A 20,950-nucleotide genomic window follows, 5' to 3' on the forward strand; every position below is an offset into this window, starting at 1 on the left:
AGATGTGTATAAGAGACAGGTTCGGCAGGTTGTCGGACATGATTCTCCTCGAGGAAGCTCGGAACTGTCGGACGGCATCCGGAACGGCCTCCCCATACCGTCGAGCCTCTCGGGCTCAGACGCCGCTGGGACCACGATACCGCTCGGCCCGGTTTCCGGAACAGCGGGAATCCGTCCGGGCGGTCGACGGCCCGGTGGCCCGCTCAGCCGGCGACAGCCACCTGCACCTCGGTGACGGGCAGCGTCGAATCCGCGCCGAAGTCGAGGGTGGAGGGCGCGTGCCCAGCCGCGACCAGTTGGGCCCCGAGCGAGGCGATCATGGCGCCGTTGTCGGTGCAGAGCGACAGCGGGGGCACGCGCAGCGTCACACCGGCGGCGTCCGCGCGCTCGGCGGCGAGCGCGCGGACGCGGGCGTTCGCCGCGACGCCGCCGCCCAGCAGCAGCCGGGGAACGCCGAGGTCCCGGCACGCGGCGATCGCCTTCGCGGTGAGCACGTCGGCGACGGCCTCGCGGAAGCTCGCGGCGACGTCGGCGACCGGCACCTCGTCGCCGGCGTCGCGCGTCCGCTCCACCCAGCGCGCGACCGAGGTCTTGAGTCCCGAGAAGGAGAAGTCGTACCGGTGGCGCTCGAGGTCCGCGGGCTTGGTCAGTCCGCGCGGGAACCGGATCGCGTTCGGGTCGCCCTCGGCCGCCACGCGGTCGATGTGCGGGCCGCCCGGGTAGGGCAGGCCGAGCAGGCGGGCGACCTTGTCGAAGGCTTCGCCCGCGGCGTCGTCGATGGTCTCGCCCAGCAGCTCGACCTCGCCGACGAGATCGCGGACCAGCAGGAGGGAGGTGTGACCGCCCGAGACCAGCAGCGCGACGGTCGGCAGTTCGAGCGCGCCGATCTCTCCGCCGCCCACGGGTCGCAGCCCCTCGCCCTGCAGCAGGTCGGCCCCGACGTGGCCGACGAGGTGGTTGACCGCGTAGAGCGGCTTGCCGAGCGCGAGGGCGAGGGACTTCGCCGCTGCGACCCCGACCATGAGCGCGCCGGCGAGACCGGGACCGCTCGTCACGGCGACGGCGTCGAGCTCGTCGAGCGAGATTCCGGCCTCGGCGACCGCGCGCTCGATCGTCGGGCCGATGGCCTCGACGTGCGCACGCGCGGCGACCTCGGGCACGACACCGCCGAATCGAGCGTGCTCGTCCATGGAGGAGGCCACGGCGTTGGCCAGCAGCGTGCGCCCGCGCACGATGCCCACGCCGGTCTCGTCGCAGCTCGTCTCGATGCCGAGCACCAGGGGCTCCGACTCCGGTCCGATCGCTGCCGTTCCTTCGGCGCTCATCCGCGCGCTCCTTCGCTCAGTTCCAGTCGCATGACGATGGCGTCGACGCCCTCGGGCTGGTAGTACTTCGGCCGGACACCGATCTCGACGAAGCCGAGGTCGGCGTAGAGGCGCTGCGCGACCGGGTTGTCCGCGCGCACCTCGAGGAACACCTCGCGCACACTGCGGCGGACCGCTTCGGCGAGGAGCTCGCGCATGAGCGCGCGCCCGTGACCGCCGCCGCGCGCCTCGGGCACCACGGCGATCGTCTGGATGTCGCCCTCCGAGCCGACCGTCAGGAGCCCCGCGTACCCGCGTATCGCATCGGTCGCCGGGTCCACGAGCGCGATGTAGTGACGGTGGTCGGCCGTCAGTTCCTCGCGCATCATCTCGCGGCTCCACGCCTCCCCCGCGAAGACATCGGCTTCGATGCGCCAGATGGCGTCGAGATCGGCTTCAGTGGCCGGGCGCAGGATCATGCGGAGACCCGCTTCTGGGCTCCCGGCTGCTTGATGTCCGGCTCGCGCAGGTAGAGGGGCCGCTCGGACTCGAAGGGACGCCCGGCGGCGAGCCGCAGCGCGGCCAGCCGGATCAGCGCCCCGCCGGGGATCCGCTCGGGCCAGATCTCGTGGGGCGCCTCGGCGTACTCCGCGCGGGCGACGAGGTGCGGATCCACGGAGCGCACCGGGAGCTCGGCCCAGTCGAGCCCCAAGTACTCGGTCACGAACAGCTCGCGGCGGCGTGCGTCCTGCACCACGCGGACCCCGGCCGCGGCGCCCCGGGAGAGCGCCTCGAACGCGGCCGCCTCGTGCCCGTGCAGCGGCAGCAGCGGAACGCCGCGGCCGACCGCGAACGCCCGCGCGGCGGCGATCCCGACCCGCAGGCCCGTGAACGGGCCCGGGCCGATCCCGCAGACGACGCCCGCGATCCGGGACGGGTCGACGCCGCTCTCATCGAGCACGCGTTCGAGCAGCGGGCCCACGATCTCGGCGTGCCGCATGGGGTCGTCGCTCACCGCTTCGAACACGCGATCGCCGACGCCCAGCGCGACGCTCGTACCCAGCGAGGTATCGATCGCGAGCAGCGCCCGCTCGTGCGATTCGGGGACTCCGACTGCGCCGTTCACCAGGCCGCCTCCGTCTGCCAGCGCGGTCCGACCGCGGTGATGGTCACTGTGCGGGGCTCCACGAGCGCCTCGGACCAATCGGGGTCCTCAGCATCGTCGCCGGCGCGCCCCTCGGGCCGCTCGATCACGACGTCCAGCCAGGAGTCGCGTTCGGCGTGCAAGCCGGCGCCCCACTCCGCGACGACGACCGAGCGTTCGAAGTCGAGATCCAGGTCGTCGAGCTCCTCGGCGTCGGCCAGCCGGTACGCGTCGACGTGCACGAGCGGCGGTCCGTCGACGAGCGACGGATGCGTGCGCGCGAGCACGAAGGTCGGGCTGGTCACCGGCCCGCGCACGCCGAGCCCCTCGCCGATCCCGCGGGTCAGCGTGGTCTTGCCGGCGCCGAGCGGGCCGGTCAGGATCAGCAGATCGCCCGCGCGAAGCCGCTCCCCCAGGCGCACGCCCAGCGCGTGCATCGCGTCGGGATCCACGATCTCGAAGCGGCGCGATGCCGCTTCGGGTTCCACGCCGCTCACGCGTCGCTCCGCACCGGATCGGCGGTCGCCCCGCCGGATCCGACGGCGGCTTCGGCCAGCGGTTCCTCGACCGGAACCCGGAGCACGCGGGGTCCGATGCCGACGATGATCTCGTAGTTGATGGTGCGCATGAGACCCGCCCAGATCTCGACCGGCGGAGCGCCCCGCTCGGGATCGCCGAACAGCACCACGGGCTCGCCGAGCTCGAGCCGCCCCGCGAGCGGGCCGACATCGACGATGAACTGGTCCATGCCGATGCGGCCGACGATCGGGCGGTGCTCGCCCGCAACGGTCACCCAGGCCCCCGAGCCGTTCAGCGCCCGGGGCATGCCGTCCGCGTAACCCATCGGCACGAGCGCGAGGGTCGTGGCGGTCTCGCACACGTGGTTGTAGCCGTAGGACACGCCCGTACCCGCGGGCACCCCGCGCAGCGCGACGATCTCGGACTTCAGCGTCATCGCCGGGACGAGCCCGAGCTGGGCGGAGGTCCTGTCGGCGAGCGGGCTGAGGCCGTAGGCGGCGACACCGATCCGCACGGTGTCGTAGTGCAGGTGCGGCGACGACAGCGTGGCCGCGCTCGCGGCGAGGTGCCGCATCTCGGGTTCGATCCCGTGTGCGGCGAGCAGCGCGATCGCCTCGTCGAAGTTCGCGGCCTGGGCGCGGTCGGCGTCGGCACCGGCGTTCGCGAGGTGGCTGAAGATGCCCCGGACCGAGATCGTGCCCTCGGCGACCAGCTCGGCGGCACGGGCGAATACGACGTCCCAGTCGCTCGGCTGGATCCCGTTGCGGCTCAGCCCCGTGTCGACCTTCAACTGCACCGTCGCCCGGAGACCGGCGGCGCGGGCCGCCTCGGCGATGGCGTCGAGCTGGGCCAGGTTGTTCACGCCGAGCTCGATGCGCTGCTCGATGGCCGCGCCGAAGTCGGTTCGGGGGCCGTGCAGCCAGCACAGGAGCGGGACATCGACGCCGGCCTCGCGCAGCCGCAGCGACTCCTCCAGGTCGGCGGTCGCGAGCATGGTCGCCCCGCCGTCCATGGCCGCCTGTGCGATGATCGCGGCCCCGTGGCCGTAGCCGTCGGCCTTCACGACGACGATCACCTGTCCGCCGCTGAGCTCCTTGATGCGCCGCACGTTGTGCCGCACCGCGGGCAGGGAGATCTCGGCGATCCGCATTCCGCCTGTTCTCATGGCTTACGCTCCGTCCTGCTCGGTCTGTGCTTCGAGGCTACTGCCCGCTCCTGCGGCGTCACCGGTCTCGAGCACGACGAACGCGGTGGCCATGCCGCCGTCGTGCGTCATCGAGACGTGGGGCATGCCCGCCCCTCGCTCGCCGAGCACGCGGACGAGCGCGGTCGTCGCCGCGAACCCGGGCACCCGGTCTTCGCCGCGCACGATCGCGAGATCCTGCCAGCTGAGTCCGGCGTCGCCGCCGAGCGCCTTGATCAGCGCCTCCTTGGCCGCGAAACGTGCGGCCAGGGAGTGGAGCGCCAGCGCGCGCTCGGGCTCCGCGAAGAGCCGCGCCAGCAGCCGCGGAGTGCGTTCGATCTGCCGCTCGAAACGACCGATATCGACCGTGTCGACGCCGATCCCGATGATCACTACTCGACCGTCACCGACTTCGCGAGGTTGCGCGGCTGGTCGACGTCGAGGCCCTTGGCCGTCGAGAGCTCGAGCGCGAACCACTGCAGCGGGACGACCTGCAGCAGCGGCTCGAAGAGCGTGTCGGTCAGCGGGATCCGGATCACGTCGTCGGCGTAGGGCAGCACCGAGGTGTCGCCCTTCTCGACGATCGCGATGACGCGGGCGCCGCGCGCTCGGATCTCCTGGATGTTCGAGACGACCTTCGAGTGCATGACGGGGGCCGTGCGCGGGCTCGGCACGAGCACGAACACCGGCTGGCCGTGATCGATGAGGGCGATCGGGCCGTGCTTGAGCTCGCCTGCGGCGAAGCCCTCGGCATGGATGTACGCGATCTCCTTGAGCTTGAGCGCGCCCTCGAGCGCCGTCGGGTACCCGACGTGGCGGCCGAGGAACAGCACCGAGCGGGTATCGGCCATCCAGTGCGCGAGCTGCGCGATCTGCTCGTGGGTCTCGACGGCCTCGGCGACCTGCGCCGGCAGCGCGTCGAGCGCGGCGACCGCGCTCGCCTGCGCGTCGGCGGCGAGCGTGCCCCGCACACGACCGAGGTGCAGACCGATGAGGTACAGCGCCGTGATCTGCGCGACGAAGGCCTTGGTCGACGCGACCGCGACCTCGGGGCCCGCGTGCGTGTAGACCGCCGCGTCGGACTCCCGGGGGATCGTCGCGCTCTGCGTGTTGCAGACCGACACGGTGGTGACGCCGCGCTCGATGGCGTACTTCACGGCCATCAGGGTGTCCATGGTCTCGCCCGACTGGCTCACCGAGATGAGCAGGGTGCCGTCGGTAAGGATCGGGTCGCGGTAGCGGAACTCGTGGCTGAGCTGCACCTCGACCGGGATCCGAGCCCACTGCTCGATCGCGTAGGCGCCGATCATGCCCGCGTAGGAGGCGGTGCCGCACGCGATGATGATGATGCGGTCGATCTCGCGCAGTCGATCGTCGCCGAGCTCCGTGAGCTCGGGAATCTCGACGGCGCCGTCGACCACGCGTCCGCGGATCGTGTTGCCGACCGCGTCGGGCTGCTCGGTGATCTCCTTCGCCATGAACGACGACCAGCCGCCCTTGTCGGCGGCCTCGGCGTCCCAGGCGACCTCGTACTCCTCGAATTCGACGGGCGCGCCCGAGAAATCGGTGATGCGCACCTCCTCGGGAGTGATGATCGCGATGTTGTCCTCGTCGACCGCGACCGCGCGGCGGGTCGAGCTGACGAAGGCCGCGACGTCGGAACCGAGGAAGTTCTCGCCGTCGCCGAGGCCGACCACCAGAGGAGAGTTGTGGCGCGCGGACACGACGACGCCCGGCTGATCCTGGTGCATGGCGAGCAGGGTGAAGGTGCCGTGCAGGCGTCCGACGACCGCGCGGAACGCGGTCTCGAGGTCGGCGTCGCCCGTCTCGCGGCCCTTCGCGATCTCGTGCCCGAGCAGGGCCGCGACGACCTCGGTGTCGGTCTCGCTGAGCAGTTCGATGCCCGCGGCTTCGAGCTCGGCGCGGAGTTCGGCGAAGTTCTCGATGATCCCATTGTGGATCAGGGCGAGCTTGCCGTCGTCGCCCAGGTGCGGATGCGCGTTCACGTCGGTCGGGCCGCCGTGGGTCGCCCAGCGGGTGTGCCCGATGCCGGTGCCGGCCGCGGCCAGCGGATCGAGCTCGAGCAGTTCCTCGAGACGGGCGAGCTTGCCCGAGCGCTTGCGCACCGCGACCGCGCCCTCCGCGTCGACGACGGCGACTCCGGCCGAGTCGTATCCGCGGTATTCGAGACGGCGCAAGCCGTTCAGCAGCACCTCAACGGTGTCGTTGGGGCCGACATATCCGACGATTCCACACATGCGCATCAGTTTAGTGGCACCATGAGTGAACGATGACCGAGTTCAGCAGCGACACCCAGGCCCTGATCCGTCCCGACTTCTCATCCCCGTTCATCGAGATCGGGCGAGAGGAGTGGGCGCGCCTCGCGGGCGAGACCCCCATGCCGCTCACCGAAGCGGAGATCGAGGCGTTCCGCGGCCTCGGCGAACCGCTCGACCTCCGCGAGGTCTCCGAGGTCTACCGTCCGCTCAGCCGGCTCCTCAACGAGTACGCGCAGGGCGTGCGCGAGGTGCATCGGCGTACGCGCGGTTTCCTGCACCGCGAGCAGGACCGCCCCTCCCCCTTCGTGCTCGGCATCGCGGGCTCCGTCGCCGTCGGGAAGTCGACCGTGGCAAGGATCCTGCGCGATCTGCTGGCGCGCTGGCCCGAGACCCCGCACGTGCAGCTCGTCACGACGGACGGGTTCCTCTACCCGAATGCGGAGCTCGAGCGTCGCGGGATCTCGCACCGCAAGGGCTTCCCCGAGTCCTACGACCGCCGCGCGCTCATGCGCTTCGTGTCGCAGGTGAAGGCCGGCATGCCCGAGGTCCGAGTGCCCCACTACAGCCACCTGATCTACGACATCGTGCCCGACGAGTACACGATCGTGCGCAACCCCGACATCCTCATCGTCGAGGGGCTCAACGTGCTGCAACCCCCGTCGAACGAGCGCCCGCTCGCGGTCTCCGACCTCTTCGACTTCTCGATCTACGTCGACGCGCGCACCTCCGACATCGAGCGCTGGTACCAGGATCGCTTCCTGAAGCTCAAGGACGGTGCCTTCGCCGATCCGAGCTCGTACTTCCGCCGATTCGCCGGGCTCGACGAGGAGCAGGCCCGCGCGCTCGCGCACGAGTTCTGGAAGGGCATCAACGAGCCCAACCTGGTCGAGAACATCCGCCCCACGCGCGCTCGCGCCTCGCTCGTGCTCCGCAAGGAGGCCGACCACCGCGTGCAGAAGGTGCTGCTCCGCAAGCTCTGAGCGTTCGGGCCGTATCCGACCGTTCGGGATCCGCCTCGCCGGGCGCGCGACCAGGATCCGCCGAAGCGGGTGTTCTACACTTCCGGGCATGACTGCTCTCCGGCGTTCCCGTCGTGCCGCGGTCGCGACCCTGGCCGCGGCCCTCGTCCTCGCGGGCGCCCTCCCCGCGGTCGCGAACCCCGGTGACGAGACCGCGGACGGCTATCCGACCTGGGACGAGGTCAACGCCGCGCGCGCATCCCAGAGCGCGAAGCAGGCGGAGTACGCGAAGCTGCAGCAGGCCCTGCAGCGCGCCCAGTCGGGCGCGGCCACGACCTCCGCGAAAGCCGTGGCGGCGTTCCGCACCGCGCAGCGCGCGGATCAGGATCTCGCGGACGCGACCGCGCGCGAGAAGCAGCTCCAGAGCCGGCTCGAGGCCGACCGGACCCGGCTGCAGAGCGACAGCGAGAGCCTCGGCCGCGTGGTCTCCTGGATGTACCGAGACGGCACCGGCCTCGCCAGTACCAGTCAGTTGATCACCGCCAAGGATCCCGCGGAGTTCATGTCGAAGCTCGACACCGCGCAGCAGGTGGCCGGCACCTGGAACACGCTCTCCGAGCGCGCCGCGGCGGCGGTCAACACCGAACAGAACCTGAAGGATCAGGCGACGTCGGCCAAGAAGGAGCGCGCTCGGCTCGCGGCGGAGGCGGATCGGGCCTCGTCCGCGGCGTCCGCCGCGCAGGAACGCGCCGATGCCGCCGTCGACACGGCCAGCCGCAACACCACCACGGTGTACGCTCAGCTCGCCTCGCTCCGCGGCACCACCGCGAAGGTCGAGGAACGCTACCAGCTCGGGCTGCAGGTCGCCGAGCAGCAGCGCGAGGAGGAAGCGCGGCGGCAACAGCAGCAGGAGCAGAACGGCGGCAACGGTGGCGGCGGTGGCGGCGGCAACGTCAACCTCGGCGGCGGAGTCACCGTGGATCCCGCGGGAGCGCAGGCCTACGCGCGATCCGTCCTGCCCTCGTACGGCTGGGGCGGCGAGCAGTTCTCCTGCCTGGTCTCGCTCTGGAACGGCGAGTCCGACTGGCGCGCCGACGCGCTGAACCCGTCGAGCGGCGCCTACGGGATCCCCCAGGCGCTCCCCGCCGAGAAGATGGCCGCGGCCGGGGCCGACTGGCGCACCAACGGCGCGACCCAGGTCAACTGGGGCCTCGCCTACATCTCGGCCAGCTACGGCAGCCCGTGCAACGCCTGGAACACCTGGCAGTCGCGGAACCCGCACTGGTACTGAGCAGACCTCCCCTGGCCGCTCGGGGCGCGAGACGAGGAGGTTCGGATCCCCGCGGAGGATCCGGGCCGCGAACTTCCCGCGCGCCGAAGCCGGCGCGCCTCAGCCGTCTGCGTCGACCCGGCGCCGGCGCGCCCCGATGATCATGGCAGCGCCGAGCACTCCGCACAGCGGGCGGTAGAAGCGCCGATCCAGCTCGCGGAAGCGCTTACCGGCGGGCGGCAGCCCCAGCACCGCGAGCGCCGCATCGCCGCCGAACGCGGCCCGCGCCAGCAGCACGGCGCCGCCCGTGCGCCGCATCGCGACGGCGGCGCCGTTCTCGCCCAGCGCGCCGCCGGCGATCGCGCCCCCGACGAGCGCCGTCGCACCGACGACCGCGGTGGCCGCAGGGTCGGGCAGCGCCGCGGCGTTGCCCACGACCGACTCGGCGAGTCGCTTGCGGTTCTTCGCGGGCCAAGATGATCCCGAGGCCCAGGAGAGGTGGAGGGCTCCGACCGCGGTCAGTCCCGTCCATGCGATGAGTCGTGCGAATCCCGTGAGAGCGCTCATGCCACCACCCTATCCCCCGTCCGGAAACGCAGGAGGGCCCGGCTTCCGCCGGGCCCTCCTGTCGGGATGATGCGCGAGCATCAAATCGGGATCGTTCAGACCGCGAGGCGTTCCTTCACGACCGCCGCGAGATCGTCGGCGAGCTGCTGCGCCTGATCCACGTGCTCGGCCTCGACCATGACGCGAACGACGGGCTCGGTGCCCGACGGGCGGAGCAGCACGCGCCCTTTGGTGCCCAGCACCATCTCGGCCTGCCGCACGGCCTGCTCGAGCACGGCATCGCCGTGCACGCCCGTGCGATCGACGCCGCGCACGTTCACGAGCACCTGGGGGTACACGGTCATGCACTTCGCGAGCTCGGAGAGCGGCTTCCCGGTGCGCGCGATCTCGGCCGCGAGGTGCAGGCCGGTGAGGATCCCGTCGCCGGTCGTCGCGTGCTCGCTCATGATCACGTGCCCGGACTGCTCGCCTCCCAGCGAGTAGCCGTGGGCATTGATCGCCTCGAGCACGTAGCGATCGCCGACGCCGGTCTCGATCACGTCGATGCCGTTGTCGGACATCGCGAGCTTGAGCCCCAGGTTCGACATGACGGTGGCGACGAGCGTGTTCTGCTCGAGCTTGCCGCGGCCCGCCATCGAGAGCGCGAGGATCGCCATGATCCGATCGCCGTCGACGACCGCGCCGTCGGCGTCGACCGCGAGGCAGCGGTCGGCGTCGCCGTCGTGGGCGATACCGAGATCGGCGCCCGTTGAGCGCACCGTCTCGATGAGCTGCTCGAGGTGGGTCGAGCCGATCCCGTCGTTGATGTTGAACCCGTCGGGATCGTTACCGATCACCGTGACCTTCGCACCCGCGTCCGAGAAGACCTCGGGCGAGATACCGGCCGCGGCTCCGTGCGCGCAGTCGAGCACCACGTGCAGACCGTCGAGGCGGACGCCCTCGAGCGTGCCGAGCAGATGGACCACGTAGCGGTCCTCGGCGTCGGCGAAGCGGCGGATGCGCCCGACCTCACGGCCGGTGGTACCGGCGTGGGGACGCTGCATCGCGGCCTCGATCTCGTCCTCGATCTCGTCGGCGAGCTTGCGCCCGCCCGCGGCGAAGAACTTGATCCCGTTATCGGGCGCGGGGTTGTGCGAGGCCGAGACCATGACGCCGAAGTCGGCACCGGTGTCGGCCACGAGGTACGCCGCCGCGGGGGTCGGGATGACTCCCGCGTCGAGCACGTCGACACCGGCCGATGCGAGGCCGGAGGCGACGGCCGCCGCGATGAACTCCCCGGAGACCCGGGGATCTCGCGCCACGATGGCCGTGGCGCGACGGCTCTCGGTGCGCGCATCGCGCCCGAGAACAAAGGCTGCAGACTGAGCGAGGCCCAGGGCCAGCTCGGCGGTCACATCGACCCCGGCCAGACCCCGGACCCCGTCCGTGCCAAACAGGCGACCCATTTCGGGACCTTCGGCGCTTAACGCTTCGAGTACTGAGGAGCCTTGCGGGCCTTCTTGAGACCGGCCTTCTTGCGCTCCTTGATTCGGGCGTCGCGGCTCAGGAAGCCGGCCTTCTTCAGGGTCGGGCGGTTGTGCTCGGCGTCGATCTCGTTGAGCGCGCGAGCGATCGCGAGGCGCAGCGCACCGGCCTGGCCCGAGGGGCCGCCGCCGACGATGCGGGCGATCACGTCGTACGAGCCGTTCAGCTCGAGCGCGGTGAACGGATCGGTGATCAGCTGCTGGTGCAGCTTGTTCGGGAAGTACTCGGCGAGGTCGCGACCGTTGACGGTCATGGTTCCGGTGCCGGGAACGAGGCGCACGCGGGCGATGGCCTGCTTGCGGCGGCCGACGGCTGCACCGGGAACGGTGAGCGCGGGGCGCGGGGTGGAGGCGACGGCCTGCGAGGCCGGCGTCTCGGTGGTGTAGCTCTCGGGGGCCACGGTCTGCTCTGCAGTGGTCACAGTGTGATGTCCTTCTCTAAAACTCTGGTCCGCGACTACTGCGCGACCTGGCCGATGGTGTAGGCGGTCGGCTGCTGGGCCGCGTGCGGGTGCTCGGCACCTGCGTAGACCTTCAGCTTGCGGAACTGGTCGCGGCCGAGCGAGTTCTTCGGGAGCATGCCGCGGATCGCCTTCTCGACGGCGCGCTCCGGGTTCTTCTCGAGCAGCTCGGTGTAGCTGACCGAACGGAGGCCGCCCGGGTAGCCCGAGTGGCGGTAGGCGCGCTTCTGAGCAGCCTTGTTCGCGGTCAGGACGACCTTGTCGGCGTTGATGATGATCACGTGATCGCCCATGTCCATGTGGGGGGCGAAGGTGGTCTTGTGCTTGCCGCGGAGCAGAGCTGCGGCGTGCGAGGCGAGGCGGCCGAGGACCACGTCGGTGGCGTCGATGACGAGCCAGTCGTGCTTCTGCTCAGCTGCCTTCGGCGAGTAAGTGCGAGTCACTGTCGTGCTGCTTTCTGTCGAAATGGAGGTGTTCGTGGATCCCGCTCCGGACGGTTCGCGGCGTGCCGCGAGCCGGGAATGGAGGGCTCACATTCGGGCATGCGCTGCAGGCAGCGCGCACCAAGGGTCTACTTTAGCACAGGCCGCCGCTTCGAGCCCCTCGGATCAGTCGAGCGCTTCCCGCCTCGCCCGCGTCTGCTCGGCGCGATCCGCGAGCAGGCCGGCCTCGGGGTACGCGATCTCCTCGAGCGAGAGCCCGTGCGCCGGCATCACCGTGAACCGGCTCGACCGCTCCCGCGCGTCCCGAAGGCGCACGAGCTCCGCCAGGTCCATGCGCCCGTGCCCGACCGCGACCACAGCCCCGACCAGGGCTCGCACCATCGAGTGGCAGAACGCGTCCGCCTCGATCCGGGCGGCATAGGCGCCGTCCTCGGTCTCGCGCCACTCGAAGACGAGCAGATCGCGCACGGCGGTCGCGCCCTCCCGCGCCTTGCAGAAGGTCGTGAAGTCGTTCAGTCCGAGCAGTTCGTCGGCAGCCACCTGCATGGCCGCGAGATCCAGCTCCCGCGGGATCTCGGCCGTGTATCGCGCACTCAGCGGATCGCGCCGGGCGTTCGCGCCGCGCACCCGGTACTCGTAACGCCTGCGCAGCGCCGAGAATCGCGCATCGAAGCCCTCGGGTGCTTCGTGCACCGAGTGCACGACCAGATCCGGCGCGCTCCGGCGCAGTACCCCGTTGACCTTTCGGGTGCGCAGCCGTGAGTCCCCGCCCCACTTCGCGACCCCGGCTGCGTCGACGTCGAGGTGCGCCACCTGTCCGCGCGCGTGCACGCCCGCGTCGGTGCGGCCGCCGACCGTGAGGCGCACCGCGGCGGGTTCGACGTGCAGCAGCACCGCGATCGCGGACTCCAGCTCGGCCTGCGCGGTACGCAGCCCAGGCTGGGTGGCCCAACCGTGGAAATCGGTACCGTCGTAGGCGAGGTCGAGACGCAAACGCATGCTCCGATCCTGCCAGACGGATCACGCCGGGACCGCGCACGGACGGCTTGTCGGCGCCCTCGCGTAGACTGAGGGCGACTCCGTCGGGCGGCATCGGTCCGCCCGCCATCTCGGTATCGATGACTGCACCACCTCCTGCCTCCGTTTCCGCGCGCCCCGGCGCGCGGCTCGGCGCTCCCCGCTCCAGCGGCTGGTTCGGCGGCCTCGACGGCCTCCGCGCGATCGCCGTCGCGCTGGTCGTCGTCTACCATCTGTTCCCCGGCGTCCTGCGCGGCGGCTTCATCGGGGTCGATGTCTTCTTCGCCATCAGCGGCTTCCTCATCACCTCCCTCCTGCTGCGCGAGGCCGACCGCAGCGGCACGATCCGCCTGGGCCGCTTCTGGCGCAGGCGAGCCAGACGACTGCTCCCCGCGCTCGGCGCGGCCCTGCTCATCTGCACCGCCGCGGCCCTCGCGGTCGGTCGTGACGCGCTCGTGGGCATCGGCGGGCAGCTCCTGGGCGCTGCGTTCTTCGTCAGCAACTGGGTCTACACCGCGACCGGGGTCGACTACTTCGCCAAGGACGCGCCGGAGCTGTTCCGCAACACCTGGTCGCTCTCGATCGAGGAGCAGTTCTACGTCGTCCTGCCCCTCCTGCTGCTCCTGCTGCTCCGTCGGGCGAAGCGCAGCACCGCATTCGTGCTGCTGCTCGCCCTCGGGGCGGCCTCGGCGGTCTGGATGGCGGTGCTCGCGCTCACCGGCGCTCCCGCGACGCGCGTCTACTTCGGCTCCGACACCCACGTCTTCGGCCTGCTGCTCGGGGCGGCTCTCGCACTGCGGATGTACCGGCCCGAACAGCTCGGCATCGTCGCGAGCGTACCCGGTCGCCCCGCGCAACTCCGCCTGCTCGCGATCTCGGGAGGCGGACTCGCGGTCCTGATCTGGCTCGCCTGCGTCCTGCGAGAGGGTTCCGTCGAGAGCTTCGCGGGCGGCATCCAGCTCGCCACAGCGGCCTCGCTCGCGGTGGTCGCCGCGGTCACCCGTCCCGGCGCCTGGCTCGGACGGGCGCTCGACGTCGCCCCGCTGCGCTGGATCGGCGCGCGTTCGTACGGCATCTACCTCTGGCACTGGCCAGTCTGGGTGCTCGGTGCCGAGCTGATGGGGCCGGAAGGCCGAACGGGCGCCGGAGTCTGGACGCTCGGCGTCGGGGTCCTGCTCATCACGGTCGCGTGCGCGACGCTCTCGTACCGGTACCTGGAGCTCCCGGTGCGGGCGCTCGGCCTGCGCCGTTCCTTCGGCCTGCTGCTCAGTCCTGCACAGGGCAGCTTACGTCGACGCCGGATCGCGTCCGCCGTCCTCGTGCTGCTGCTCCTGACCGTGCCCGCCGTCACGATCGCGGTCGCCACCGCCCCGAGCCGCAGCAGCTCCGCGGAAGCGATCCTGCGCGGACAGGAAGCCCTGCGGAAGAAGAAAGCGACTCCCCCGCCCGCTGCGGCCGCCTCGTCGAAGCCGGTCGGCGGCGACATCACGGCCGTCGGGGACTCGGTCATGCTCGCCAGTTCGCCCGAGCTCGAGACGCGATACCCGGGGATCTCCATCGACGCGGAGGTATCGCGCGGACTCGGTGCCGGTCTCGGCATCGTCGAGGATCTCGCGAAGCGCGGCGAGCTGCGGCGCGTGCTCGTCGTCGGCCTCGGAACCAACGGTCCCGTGCTCGACGACGACCTCGCCCGGTTGCGGACCGTCGCCGGCACCCGCCAGCTCGTGCTGGTCAACGCCCACGCGGACCGGGACTGGATCCCCGGCGTGAACGCGGACCTGCAGAAGTTCGCCGCGCAGCACCGCGGGGTCGTCGTCGCCGACTGGAACGCCGCGATCACGCCGCGACCGGAACTGCTGGCGGGCGACGGGATCCATCCGGAACCCGAGGGCGGTACCCGCTACGCGGACGCCGTGGCGAAGGCCGTCACCGCTCTGCAGCAACCCGACGAAGCGATCGGCTTCGGCGCACCGCGGCGATAGGTTCCGTCACCGGCCGGCCTCCCTGCGGTGTCGACCTGCCACGGGACTGATTTCGAGCCCGGAAACACGGAAGCGCCCCGCCGTGCGAACACGGCGGGGCGCTTCCGAGAAGCAGAGGGCCTTACTCGGCCTTCTCCTCGGTTGCCTCGGCTGCGGGCGCCTCGGCCTCGACCTCAGCGGCCTCGGTCTCGGCGACCTCGGCAGCGGGCTCCTCGACCTTGGCGGCCTTCTTGGCGGCCTTCGGCTTCGGGTTGACGGGCTCGAGCACGAGCTCGATCACTGCGAGGGGAGCATTGTCGCCCTTGCGGAAACCGGTCTTGATGATGCGGGTGTAGCCGCCCTCGCGGTTCTCGACCTGCGGCGCGATCTCGGTGAAGAGCTCGTGAACGACCGACTTGTCGAGGATCTGACGCATCACGCGACGGCGAGCGTGCAGGTCGCCGCGCTTCGCGAAGGTGACCAGGCGCTCGGCGACCGGCTGCAGGCGCTTGGCCTTGGTCTCGGTCGTCTGGATCCGCTTGTGCTCGAAGAGCTGCGAAGCGAGCTGGTTGAGCATCAGGCGCTCGTGGGTGGGTCCGCCTCCGAGGCGGCGGCCCTTGGTGGGCTTAGGCATTGGTTACTCCAGTGGAAAAATGAACGGTCGGGCGAACGCCGGCCGAATTAGTTGGCGTCGTCTTCGTAGCTGTAGAACTGCGCGCCGTCGAAACCGGGCACGGCGTCCTTCAGCGAGAGGCCCATCTCGGTGAGCTTGTCGCGCACCTCGAAGACGGACTTCTGACCGAAGTTGCGGATGTTCATGAGCTGCGCCTCGGAGAGAGCGACGAGCTCGCTGACGGTGTTGATCCCCTCGCGCTTGAGGCAGTTGTAGCTGCGCACCGAGAGATCGAGATCCTCGATCGGGATCGAGAGCTCCCCGTCGGAGACCGCGTCGACCGGCGCGGGGCCGATCTCGACGCCCTCGGCGGCGGTGTTGAGCTCGCGAGCCAGGCCGAACAGCTCCACCAGCGTCGAACCGGCCGACGCGATCGCGTCGCGCGGGCTGATCGCGGGCTTCGACTCGACATCGACCACGAGGCGGTCGAAGTCGGTGCGCTCACCGGCACGAGTCGCCTCGACGCGGTAGGTCACCTTGAGCACGGGCGAGTAGATCGAGTCGACCGGAATACGGCCGACCTCGGCGTCCTCGTTGCGGTTCTGAGCCGCCGAGACGTAGCCGCGGCCACGCTCGATGGTCAGCTCGAGCTCGAACTGAGCCGTGTCGCTGAGCGTCGCGATGACGAGCTCGGGGTTGTGCACCTCGACACCGGCCGGAGCCGAAATGTCTGCAGCGGTCACCTCGCCGGCGCCCGTCTTGCGGAGGTACGCCGTGATCGGCTCGTCGTGCTCGCTCGAGACGACGAGATCCTTGATGTTGAGGATGATCTCGGTGACGTCCTCGGTCACGCCGGGGATCGTCGTGAACTCGTGTGCAACGCCCTCGAAGCGCACGCTGGTCACAGCGGCACCCGGGATCGAGGACAGCAGGGTGCGACGCAGCGAGTTACCGAGCGTGTAGCCGAAGCCCGGCTCCAGGGGCTCGATGACGAAACGCGAACGGAACTCGGAGATGGAATCTTCAGTCAGAGTGGGTCGCTGTGCAATCAGCACTGTGTGTGGTCCTTTCGCTGGAGTCCGCTATATGACTCATGCGGGATCTGGTCTGAGCCAGGGGGATGGGGTGCCGCCCGTCGGGCGGCAGTCGCGCCGGCCGGAGCCGGCGCGACTGTCGGCTCAGACGCGGCGACGCTTCGGCGGACGGCAGCCGTTGTGCGTCTGCGGGGTCACGTCGTTGATCGACCCGACCTCGAGACCGGCGGCCTGCAGCGAGCGGATCGCGGTCTCGCGACCCGAGCCCGGGCCCTTGACGAAAACGTCGACCTTCTTCATGCCGTGCTCCTGCGCCTTGCGGGCAGCGTTCTCGGCGGCGAGCTGTGCGGCGAAGGGCGTCGACTTGCGCGAGCCCTTGAAACCGACGCCACCCGAGGAGGCCCAGCTGATCACGGCACCGGTGGTGTCGGTGATCGAGACGATCGTGTTGTTGAAGGTCGACTTGATGTGGGCCTGACCCACGACGACGTTCTTCTTGTCCTTGCGACGCGGCTTACGAGCCGCGGACTTCGGTGCAGCCATTGACTGTTCTCCTGAAACCTATGTGTGTGGTCGCGCTGACCGGGATTACTTCTTCTTACCGGCGACGGTGCGCTTCGGGCCCTTGCGGGTACGAGCGTTCGTCTTGGTGCGCTGACCGTGCACGGGCAGGCCCTTGCGGTGGCGGAGGCCCTGGTAGCTGCCGATCTCGACCTTGCGGCGGATGTCGGCGGCGACCTCGCGGCGGAGGTCGCCCTCAACCTTGTAGTTGCCCTCGATGTAGTCGCGGAGCAGGACGAGCTGATCGTCGCTGAGGTCCTTGACGCGGATGTTGCCATCGATGCCGGTGTCGGCGAGGGTCTTGAGCGCGCGGGTGCGGCCCACGCCGTAGATGTACGTGAGTGCGATCTCAACGCGCTTTTCACGCGGGATGTCGACTCCTGCGAGACGTGCCATTCTGGCTCTCCTTAGCGGAAGTGGAGGTGTGGTGCGCATCGGGGGTTCGGGCCTCCGACCCGAGGTGTCCCCCGCACCGAAGCCGGCGTGCTGCCGACCGTCGTGCGAGATCTTCGATGCGCTTGTGGGTCCTCCTGCGAACCGGGTTCGGTCGCAGGATTCGTATTCAGTTGCGTGTGATCGGGGCCTGGGACCCCGGAGCAGCCCTGCCGGGCGCCGGGACTAGCCCTGGCGCTGCTTGTGGCGGGGGTTCTCGCAGATCACCATGACGCGGCCGTGGCGACGGATCACGCGGCACTTGTCGCAGATCTTCTTGACGCTGGGCTTGACCTTCATGATGTTTCCTTTACGTGGTTCGCTGTCCTCGTGCTCGCGGGGTGCCGCGAGCCGTTACTTCGGAGCGATCCTCAGCGGTAGCGGTAGACGATCCGGCCGCGGGTCAGATCGTAGGGGGTCAGCTCAACGACCACGCGATCCTCGGGGAGGATGCGGATGTAGTGCTGACGCATCTTGCCCGAGATGTGGGCGAGCACCTTGTGTCCGTTGGTCAGCTCAACGCGGAACATCGCGTTGGGCAGAGCCTCGATCACCTGGCCCTCGATCTCGATGACGCCGTCTTTTTTGGCCATAGCCTCACTATCGCTTCGGTGGGTATTCACTCGTCTTGCGAATGCCGAACGCCTCGTTCAAACCCTCGGATGAGAACACGAAACGAGGCGCAAGGCACCAAAGAGAAATCCTAACCGAACTCGCCCGGGATCACAAGCGAATCAGCGTGTCGGCTTGACGCCCGTCGACCGGCTACGGGATGGGGACGGGCGTGACACCGAGCGGCTCGAGGCCGGCGGCCCCGCCGTCCTCGGCGGTGAGCACCCAGATGCCGCCCGGGTGCACCGCGACGGAGTGCTCCCACTGCGCGCTGAGCGATCCGTCGGCGATGGTCACCGTCCAGTCGTCGTCCTGCACGATCGTGTCGATGCCGCCGGCGGAGATGATCGGTTCGATCGCGACGACGAGTCCGGGCCGGACCTCGGGCCCCTTGCGGGAGACCGGCACGTTGAAGACGGGCGGGTCCTCGTGCATGCGACGTCCGATGCCGTGCCCGATGTAGTCCTCGAGCACGCCGTAGTCGCTGTGCTTGCGCACGTAGCTCGAGACGGCGTCGCCGATCTCGTTCACGTGCTTCGCGCTGGCGAGCCGGGCGATGCCCCGCCACATGGCCTGCTCGGTCACGTGGCTCAGCTTCTCGATCTCGGACGTGTGGTCGGGCCGTGTCGGGTCGGGCAGCGCGACCGTGATGGCCGCGTCGCTGTTCCAGCCGCCCAGGACGGCGCCCACGTCGAGCGAGACGATGTCGCCGGGCTCGAGCGCATGGTCGGTCGGGATGCCGTGCACCACGTGCTCGTTCAGGTTCGCGCAGATCGTGTGCCGGTAGCCGGGCTCCAGCATGAAGTTGGGCGCTCCCCCGAGCGAGCGGATCGCGTCCTCGGCGATCGCGTCGAGCTCGAGCAGCGTGATCCCGGGCCGCACAGCCTCGCGCATCGCCCGCAGCGCAGCCGCAGCGGCAAGGCCGGGCTCGCGCATCAGGCGCAGCTGCGCGGGCGACTTGTAGATCGAACGGCGCAGGATCCCACGACTCACTTGACGGCGCTCAGCTTCCCGTCGAGAGCATCGGCGATGCGCGAGGAGACCTCGTCGATGCCGCCGAGGCCGTCGACCGCGACGAGGATGCCCCGGGCCGAGAAGAGTTCGATGAGCGGAGCCGTCTGGGCCGCATAGACCTCCTGGCGGTGCCGGATCACCTCTTCGGTGTCGTCTGAGCGTCCTTCGACGGCCGCGCGCTTGAGCAGGCGGGCGACGACCTCTTCGGTGTCGGCCTCGAGGAGCACGACGGCGTCGAGCGCCGCGCCCTGCGCGTCGAGCACGGCGTCGAGCGCGTGCACCTGGTCGACCGTGCGCGGGTAGCCGTCGAGCAGGAACCCGTTCGCCGCGTCGCTCTGGCCGAGCCGATCCGCGACGATCTCGTTGGTGAGCTCGTCGGGCACCAGCTCGCCGGCCTCGATGATGGCCTGGACGCGCTTGCCGAGTTCGGTGCCGCCCTTGATGTTCGCGCGGAAGATGTCTCCGGTGGAGATCGCCGGCACACCGTAGCGCTCGACGATGCGCTGGGCCTGCGTGCCCTTGCCCGCTCCGGGAGGACCGACGATGAGCAGTCGGGCGATGGGATGGGATTCGGTCACTTGAGGAGCCCTTCGTAGTGCCGCTGCTGCAGCTGGGCGTCGATCTGCTTGACGGTCTCAAGGCCGACGCCGACGATGATGAGGATCGAGGATCCGCCGAACGGGAAGTTCTGGTTCGCGCCGAAGAACGACAGTGCGATGAGCGGGATCAGTGCGATGAGGCCGATGTAGAGGGAGCCTGCGCTGGTGATGCGGTTCAGCACGTAGTTCAGGTACTCGGCGGTCGGACGGCCCGCGCGGATGCCCGGGATGAAGCCGCCGTACTTCTTCATGTTGTCCGCGACCTCCTCCGGGTTGAAGGTGATCTGCACGTAGAAGAACGTGAAGCCGATCACGAGGAGGAAGAAGACCAGCATGTAGAGCGGCTGATCGCCCTGCACGAGGTTGTTCGAGATCCAGACGACCCAGGGCTTCGGCTCTTCGCCGATGCCGGGCTGGTTGAACTGCGCGATCAGCATCGGCAGGTACAGGATCGCGGACGCGAAGATGACCGGGATCACGCCCGCCATGTTCACCTTGATGGGGATGTAGGTGCTCGATCCGCCATAGGTGCGACGCCCGACGACGCGCTTGGCGTACTGCACGGGGATACGACGCTGCGACTGCTCGACGAACACGACCGCGGCGACCACGACGAGCCCGACCCCGAGCACCAGGAAGAAGACCTCCCAGCCCTTGGCCTGCTTGATCGCCCAGAGCGAGTTCGGGAACTGCGCCGCGATCGAGGTGAAGATGAGGAGCGACATGCCGTTGCCGATGCCGCGCTCGGTGATGAGCTCGCCGAACCACATGATGAGGCCGGTACCGGCGGTCAGGGTCAGGATCATGATGAGCACGGCCCACCACTCCTGCGAGACGAGGTTCTGGCAGGCCTGGTTCGCCGAAGCGCCGAACAGCAGGCCCGACCGCGCGACGGTGACGAGCGTGGTCGACTGCAGGATCGCCAGCGCGATGGTCAGGTAGCGCGTGTACTGGGTGAGCTTGGCCTGACCGGCCTGGCCCTCCTTGTGCAGCGCCTCGAAGTGCGGGATGACGACGCGGAGCAGCTGCGTGATGATCGAAGCGGTGATGTACGGCATGATGCCGAGCGCGAAGATCGACAGCTGCAGCAGCGCTCCACCGCTGAACATGTTGATCATCTCGTAGAGCCCCGAGGTGCCCTGGTTCGCCGCGAGGCAGGCCTGGACGTTGCTGTAGCTCACGAAGGGTGCCGGCACGAAGGAGCCGACGCGGAACAGGGCGACGATGGCGAGCGTGAAGAGGATCTTCCGCCGCAGATCGGGCGTCCGGAAGATCCGGCCGATGGCGCTGAACAAAACCTTGCCTCCTGAGGGCGTCGTCGAGGGCTTCGCCGTCACGACGAGAACCGATACTCCAGCCTACACGTGACGTGCAAGTCGGGAAAATACGAACGGGGGCGGAAGGCTTCGACTGCGTCGAAGTCCCCCGCCCCCGGGCGCCGTGCCGACCCGAAGG

At 69.9% G+C, this 20,950-nt stretch carries 24 protein-coding genes; 3 read left to right on the top strand and 21 right to left on the bottom strand.

Going from position 1 to position 20,950, the window contains the following annotated elements; translation table 11 throughout:
- Nucleotides 1-203: 203 nt before the first annotated feature.
- From tsaD to glmS, 7 genes are read right to left on the bottom strand one after another with little or no spacing between them, the layout of a single operon-like run.
- A complete protein-coding gene (gene tsaD / locus BMH31_RS14000) occupies nt 204-1,325 on the bottom strand; it encodes a tRNA (adenosine(37)-N6)-threonylcarbamoyltransferase complex transferase subunit TsaD (RefSeq protein ID WP_099723131.1) in 1,122 nt (373 codons plus the stop codon).
- Complete coding sequence (rimI, locus tag BMH31_RS14005) at nt 1,322-1,783, bottom strand: ribosomal protein S18-alanine N-acetyltransferase (protein WP_099723133.1); 462 nt, start codon at nt 1,781-1,783, stop codon at nt 1,322-1,324. The genes tsaD and rimI overlap by 4 nt, the downstream gene beginning before the upstream one ends.
- Entirely contained in the window at nt 1,780-2,430 is a 651-nt protein-coding gene (tsaB, locus tag BMH31_RS14010; protein WP_241898313.1) for a tRNA (adenosine(37)-N6)-threonylcarbamoyltransferase complex dimerization subunit type 1 TsaB, read from the bottom strand. The genes rimI and tsaB overlap by 4 nt, the downstream gene beginning before the upstream one ends.
- Entirely contained in the window at nt 2,427-2,885 is a 459-nt protein-coding gene (gene tsaE / locus BMH31_RS14015; RefSeq protein ID WP_099723212.1) for a tRNA (adenosine(37)-N6)-threonylcarbamoyltransferase complex ATPase subunit type 1 TsaE, read from the bottom strand. The genes tsaB and tsaE overlap by 4 nt, the downstream gene beginning before the upstream one ends.
- A 56-nt stretch (nt 2,886-2,941) precedes the next feature.
- Complete coding sequence (gene alr / locus BMH31_RS14020; RefSeq protein ID WP_099723135.1) at nt 2,942-4,132, bottom strand: alanine racemase; 1,191 nt, start codon at nt 4,130-4,132, stop codon at nt 2,942-2,944.
- A gap of 3 nt (nt 4,133-4,135) precedes the next feature.
- The gene (locus BMH31_RS14025) at nt 4,136-4,543 is read right to left on the bottom strand and encodes a holo-ACP synthase (RefSeq protein WP_099723137.1); all 408 of its coding nucleotides are present in this window, start codon (nt 4,541-4,543) and stop codon (nt 4,136-4,138) included.
- Entirely contained in the window at nt 4,543-6,408 is a 1,866-nt protein-coding gene (gene glmS, locus BMH31_RS14030; protein WP_099723139.1) for a glutamine--fructose-6-phosphate transaminase (isomerizing), read from the bottom strand. Before glmS ends, BMH31_RS14025 begins: the two co-directional genes overlap by 1 nt.
- 32 nt (nt 6,409-6,440) lie before the next feature.
- On the opposite strand from glmS, the gene coaA reads away from it, so the two are divergent.
- Both coaA and BMH31_RS14040 read left to right on the top strand, forming a co-directional pair.
- On the top strand, nt 6,441-7,409 hold the full coding sequence (gene coaA / locus BMH31_RS14035) for a type I pantothenate kinase (protein WP_099723141.1): 969 nt from the start codon (nt 6,441-6,443) through the stop codon (nt 7,407-7,409).
- 88 nt (nt 7,410-7,497) lie between these two features.
- Nucleotides 7,498-8,679 carry a hypothetical protein gene (locus tag BMH31_RS14040; protein WP_099723143.1) on the top strand — a complete coding sequence of 394 codons (1,182 nt, stop codon included), beginning with the start codon at nt 7,498-7,500 and terminating at the stop codon, nt 8,677-8,679.
- 99 nt (nt 8,680-8,778) lie between these two features.
- Here the strand turns inward: BMH31_RS14040 and BMH31_RS14045 are convergent, their stop codons facing one another.
- The 5 genes from BMH31_RS14045 to BMH31_RS14065 all read right to left on the bottom strand — a co-directional run bounded on the left by BMH31_RS14045 (nt 8,779) and on the right by BMH31_RS14065 (nt 12,651).
- Complete coding sequence (locus BMH31_RS14045) at nt 8,779-9,225, bottom strand: DUF3995 domain-containing protein (RefSeq protein WP_099723145.1); 447 nt, start codon at nt 9,223-9,225, stop codon at nt 8,779-8,781.
- A 95-nt stretch (nt 9,226-9,320) separates the two neighbouring features.
- Nucleotides 9,321-10,670: a phosphoglucosamine mutase gene (glmM, locus tag BMH31_RS14050; RefSeq protein ID WP_099723146.1), complete on the bottom strand. Its 1,350-nt coding sequence runs from the start codon at nt 10,668-10,670 to the stop codon at nt 9,321-9,323.
- Between the two features lie 17 nt (nt 10,671-10,687).
- Nucleotides 10,688-11,170, bottom strand: a complete 483-nt coding sequence (gene rpsI, locus BMH31_RS14055; RefSeq protein WP_046456214.1) for a 30S ribosomal protein S9 — start codon at nt 11,168-11,170, stop codon at nt 10,688-10,690.
- Nucleotides 11,171-11,205: 35 nt separating this feature from the next.
- Complete coding sequence (gene rplM / locus BMH31_RS14060) at nt 11,206-11,652, bottom strand: 50S ribosomal protein L13 (protein WP_046456213.1); 447 nt, start codon at nt 11,650-11,652, stop codon at nt 11,206-11,208.
- 165 nt (nt 11,653-11,817) lie between these two features.
- Nucleotides 11,818-12,651: a tRNA pseudouridine synthase A gene (locus BMH31_RS14065; protein WP_099723147.1), complete on the bottom strand. Its 834-nt coding sequence runs from the start codon at nt 12,649-12,651 to the stop codon at nt 11,818-11,820.
- Nucleotides 12,652-12,770: 119 nt separating this feature from the next.
- On the opposite strand from BMH31_RS14065, the gene BMH31_RS14070 reads away from it, so the two are divergent.
- Entirely contained in the window at nt 12,771-14,651 is a 1,881-nt protein-coding gene (locus BMH31_RS14070; RefSeq protein ID WP_099723148.1) for an acyltransferase family protein, read from the top strand.
- A 121-nt stretch (nt 14,652-14,772) separates the two neighbouring features.
- On the opposite strand, the gene rplQ is transcribed toward BMH31_RS14070, so the two are convergent.
- The 9 genes from rplQ to secY all read right to left on the bottom strand — a co-directional run bounded on the left by rplQ (nt 14,773) and on the right by secY (nt 20,790).
- Complete coding sequence (gene rplQ / locus BMH31_RS14075) at nt 14,773-15,264, bottom strand: 50S ribosomal protein L17 (protein ID WP_099723149.1); 492 nt, start codon at nt 15,262-15,264, stop codon at nt 14,773-14,775.
- 47 nt (nt 15,265-15,311) lie between these two features.
- Nucleotides 15,312-16,298 carry a DNA-directed RNA polymerase subunit alpha gene (locus BMH31_RS14080; RefSeq protein ID WP_046456210.1) on the bottom strand — a complete coding sequence of 329 codons (987 nt, stop codon included), beginning with the start codon at nt 16,296-16,298 and terminating at the stop codon, nt 15,312-15,314.
- A 123-nt stretch (nt 16,299-16,421) separates the two neighbouring features.
- Nucleotides 16,422-16,820 (bottom strand): 30S ribosomal protein S11, encoded by a 399-nt coding sequence (gene rpsK, locus BMH31_RS14085; RefSeq protein ID WP_046456209.1) that lies wholly within the window; start codon nt 16,818-16,820, stop codon nt 16,422-16,424.
- Between the two features lie 45 nt (nt 16,821-16,865).
- Complete coding sequence (rpsM, locus tag BMH31_RS14090; RefSeq protein WP_046456208.1) at nt 16,866-17,234, bottom strand: 30S ribosomal protein S13; 369 nt, start codon at nt 17,232-17,234, stop codon at nt 16,866-16,868.
- Between the two features lie 222 nt (nt 17,235-17,456).
- Nucleotides 17,457-17,570: a 50S ribosomal protein L36 gene (rpmJ, locus tag BMH31_RS14095; RefSeq protein ID WP_003998809.1), complete on the bottom strand. Its 114-nt coding sequence runs from the start codon at nt 17,568-17,570 to the stop codon at nt 17,457-17,459.
- A gap of 71 nt (nt 17,571-17,641) precedes the next feature.
- Nucleotides 17,642-17,863 (bottom strand): translation initiation factor IF-1, encoded by a 222-nt coding sequence (gene infA, locus BMH31_RS14100; RefSeq protein WP_046456207.1) that lies wholly within the window; start codon nt 17,861-17,863, stop codon nt 17,642-17,644.
- Between the two features lie 172 nt (nt 17,864-18,035).
- Nucleotides 18,036-18,875, bottom strand: a complete 840-nt coding sequence (gene map / locus BMH31_RS14105) for a type I methionyl aminopeptidase (RefSeq protein ID WP_256382383.1) — start codon at nt 18,873-18,875, stop codon at nt 18,036-18,038.
- On the bottom strand, nt 18,872-19,474 hold the full coding sequence (locus BMH31_RS14110; protein ID WP_099723150.1) for an adenylate kinase: 603 nt from the start codon (nt 19,472-19,474) through the stop codon (nt 18,872-18,874). The genes map and BMH31_RS14110 overlap by 4 nt, the downstream gene beginning before the upstream one ends.
- Nucleotides 19,471-20,790 carry a preprotein translocase subunit SecY gene (gene secY / locus BMH31_RS14115; RefSeq protein WP_046456205.1) on the bottom strand — a complete coding sequence of 440 codons (1,320 nt, stop codon included), beginning with the start codon at nt 20,788-20,790 and terminating at the stop codon, nt 19,471-19,473. The genes BMH31_RS14110 and secY overlap by 4 nt, the downstream gene beginning before the upstream one ends.
- Between the last annotated feature and the right edge of the window lie 160 nt (nt 20,791-20,950).

It is taken from the genome of Leucobacter sp. OLIS6, assembly GCF_002752355.1.
Lineage (GTDB): Bacteria > Actinomycetota > Actinomycetes > Actinomycetales > Microbacteriaceae > Leucobacter.

What these genes read in the sequence shown, in the direction of transcription:
- tsaD (WP_099723131.1), bottom strand. Translation starts at nt 1,325, where the DNA reads ATGAGCGCCGAAGGAACGGCAGCGATCGGACCGGAGTCGGAGCCCCTG.
- rimI (WP_099723133.1), bottom strand. Translation starts at nt 1,783, where the DNA reads ATGATCCTGCGCCCGGCCACTGAAGCCGATCTCGACGCCATCTGGCGC.
- tsaE (WP_099723212.1), bottom strand. Translation starts at nt 2,885, where the DNA reads ATGCACGCGCTGGGCGTGCGCCTGGGGGAGCGGCTTCGCGCGGGCGAT.
- alr (WP_099723135.1), bottom strand. Translation starts at nt 4,132, where the DNA reads ATGAGAACAGGCGGAATGCGGATCGCCGAGATCTCCCTGCCCGCGGTG.
- glmS (WP_099723139.1), bottom strand. Translation starts at nt 6,408, where the DNA reads ATGTGTGGAATCGTCGGATATGTCGGCCCCAACGACACCGTTGAGGTG.
- coaA (WP_099723141.1), top strand. Translation starts at nt 6,441, where the DNA reads ATGACCGAGTTCAGCAGCGACACCCAGGCCCTGATCCGTCCCGACTTC.
- BMH31_RS14040 (WP_099723143.1), top strand. Translation starts at nt 7,498, where the DNA reads ATGACTGCTCTCCGGCGTTCCCGTCGTGCCGCGGTCGCGACCCTGGCC.
- BMH31_RS14045 (WP_099723145.1), bottom strand. Translation starts at nt 9,225, where the DNA reads ATGAGCGCTCTCACGGGATTCGCACGACTCATCGCATGGACGGGACTG.
- glmM (WP_099723146.1), bottom strand. Translation starts at nt 10,670, where the DNA reads ATGGGTCGCCTGTTTGGCACGGACGGGGTCCGGGGTCTGGCCGGGGTC.
- BMH31_RS14065 (WP_099723147.1), bottom strand. Translation starts at nt 12,651, where the DNA reads ATGCGTTTGCGTCTCGACCTCGCCTACGACGGTACCGATTTCCACGGT.
- BMH31_RS14070 (WP_099723148.1), top strand. Translation starts at nt 12,771, where the DNA reads ATGACTGCACCACCTCCTGCCTCCGTTTCCGCGCGCCCCGGCGCGCGG.
- rplQ (WP_099723149.1), bottom strand. Translation starts at nt 15,264, where the DNA reads ATGCCTAAGCCCACCAAGGGCCGCCGCCTCGGAGGCGGACCCACCCAC.
- rpsK (WP_046456209.1), bottom strand. Translation starts at nt 16,820, where the DNA reads ATGGCTGCACCGAAGTCCGCGGCTCGTAAGCCGCGTCGCAAGGACAAG.
- rpsM (WP_046456208.1), bottom strand. Translation starts at nt 17,234, where the DNA reads ATGGCACGTCTCGCAGGAGTCGACATCCCGCGTGAAAAGCGCGTTGAG.
- rpmJ (WP_003998809.1), bottom strand. Translation starts at nt 17,570, where the DNA reads ATGAAGGTCAAGCCCAGCGTCAAGAAGATCTGCGACAAGTGCCGCGTG.
- infA (WP_046456207.1), bottom strand. Translation starts at nt 17,863, where the DNA reads ATGGCCAAAAAAGACGGCGTCATCGAGATCGAGGGCCAGGTGATCGAG.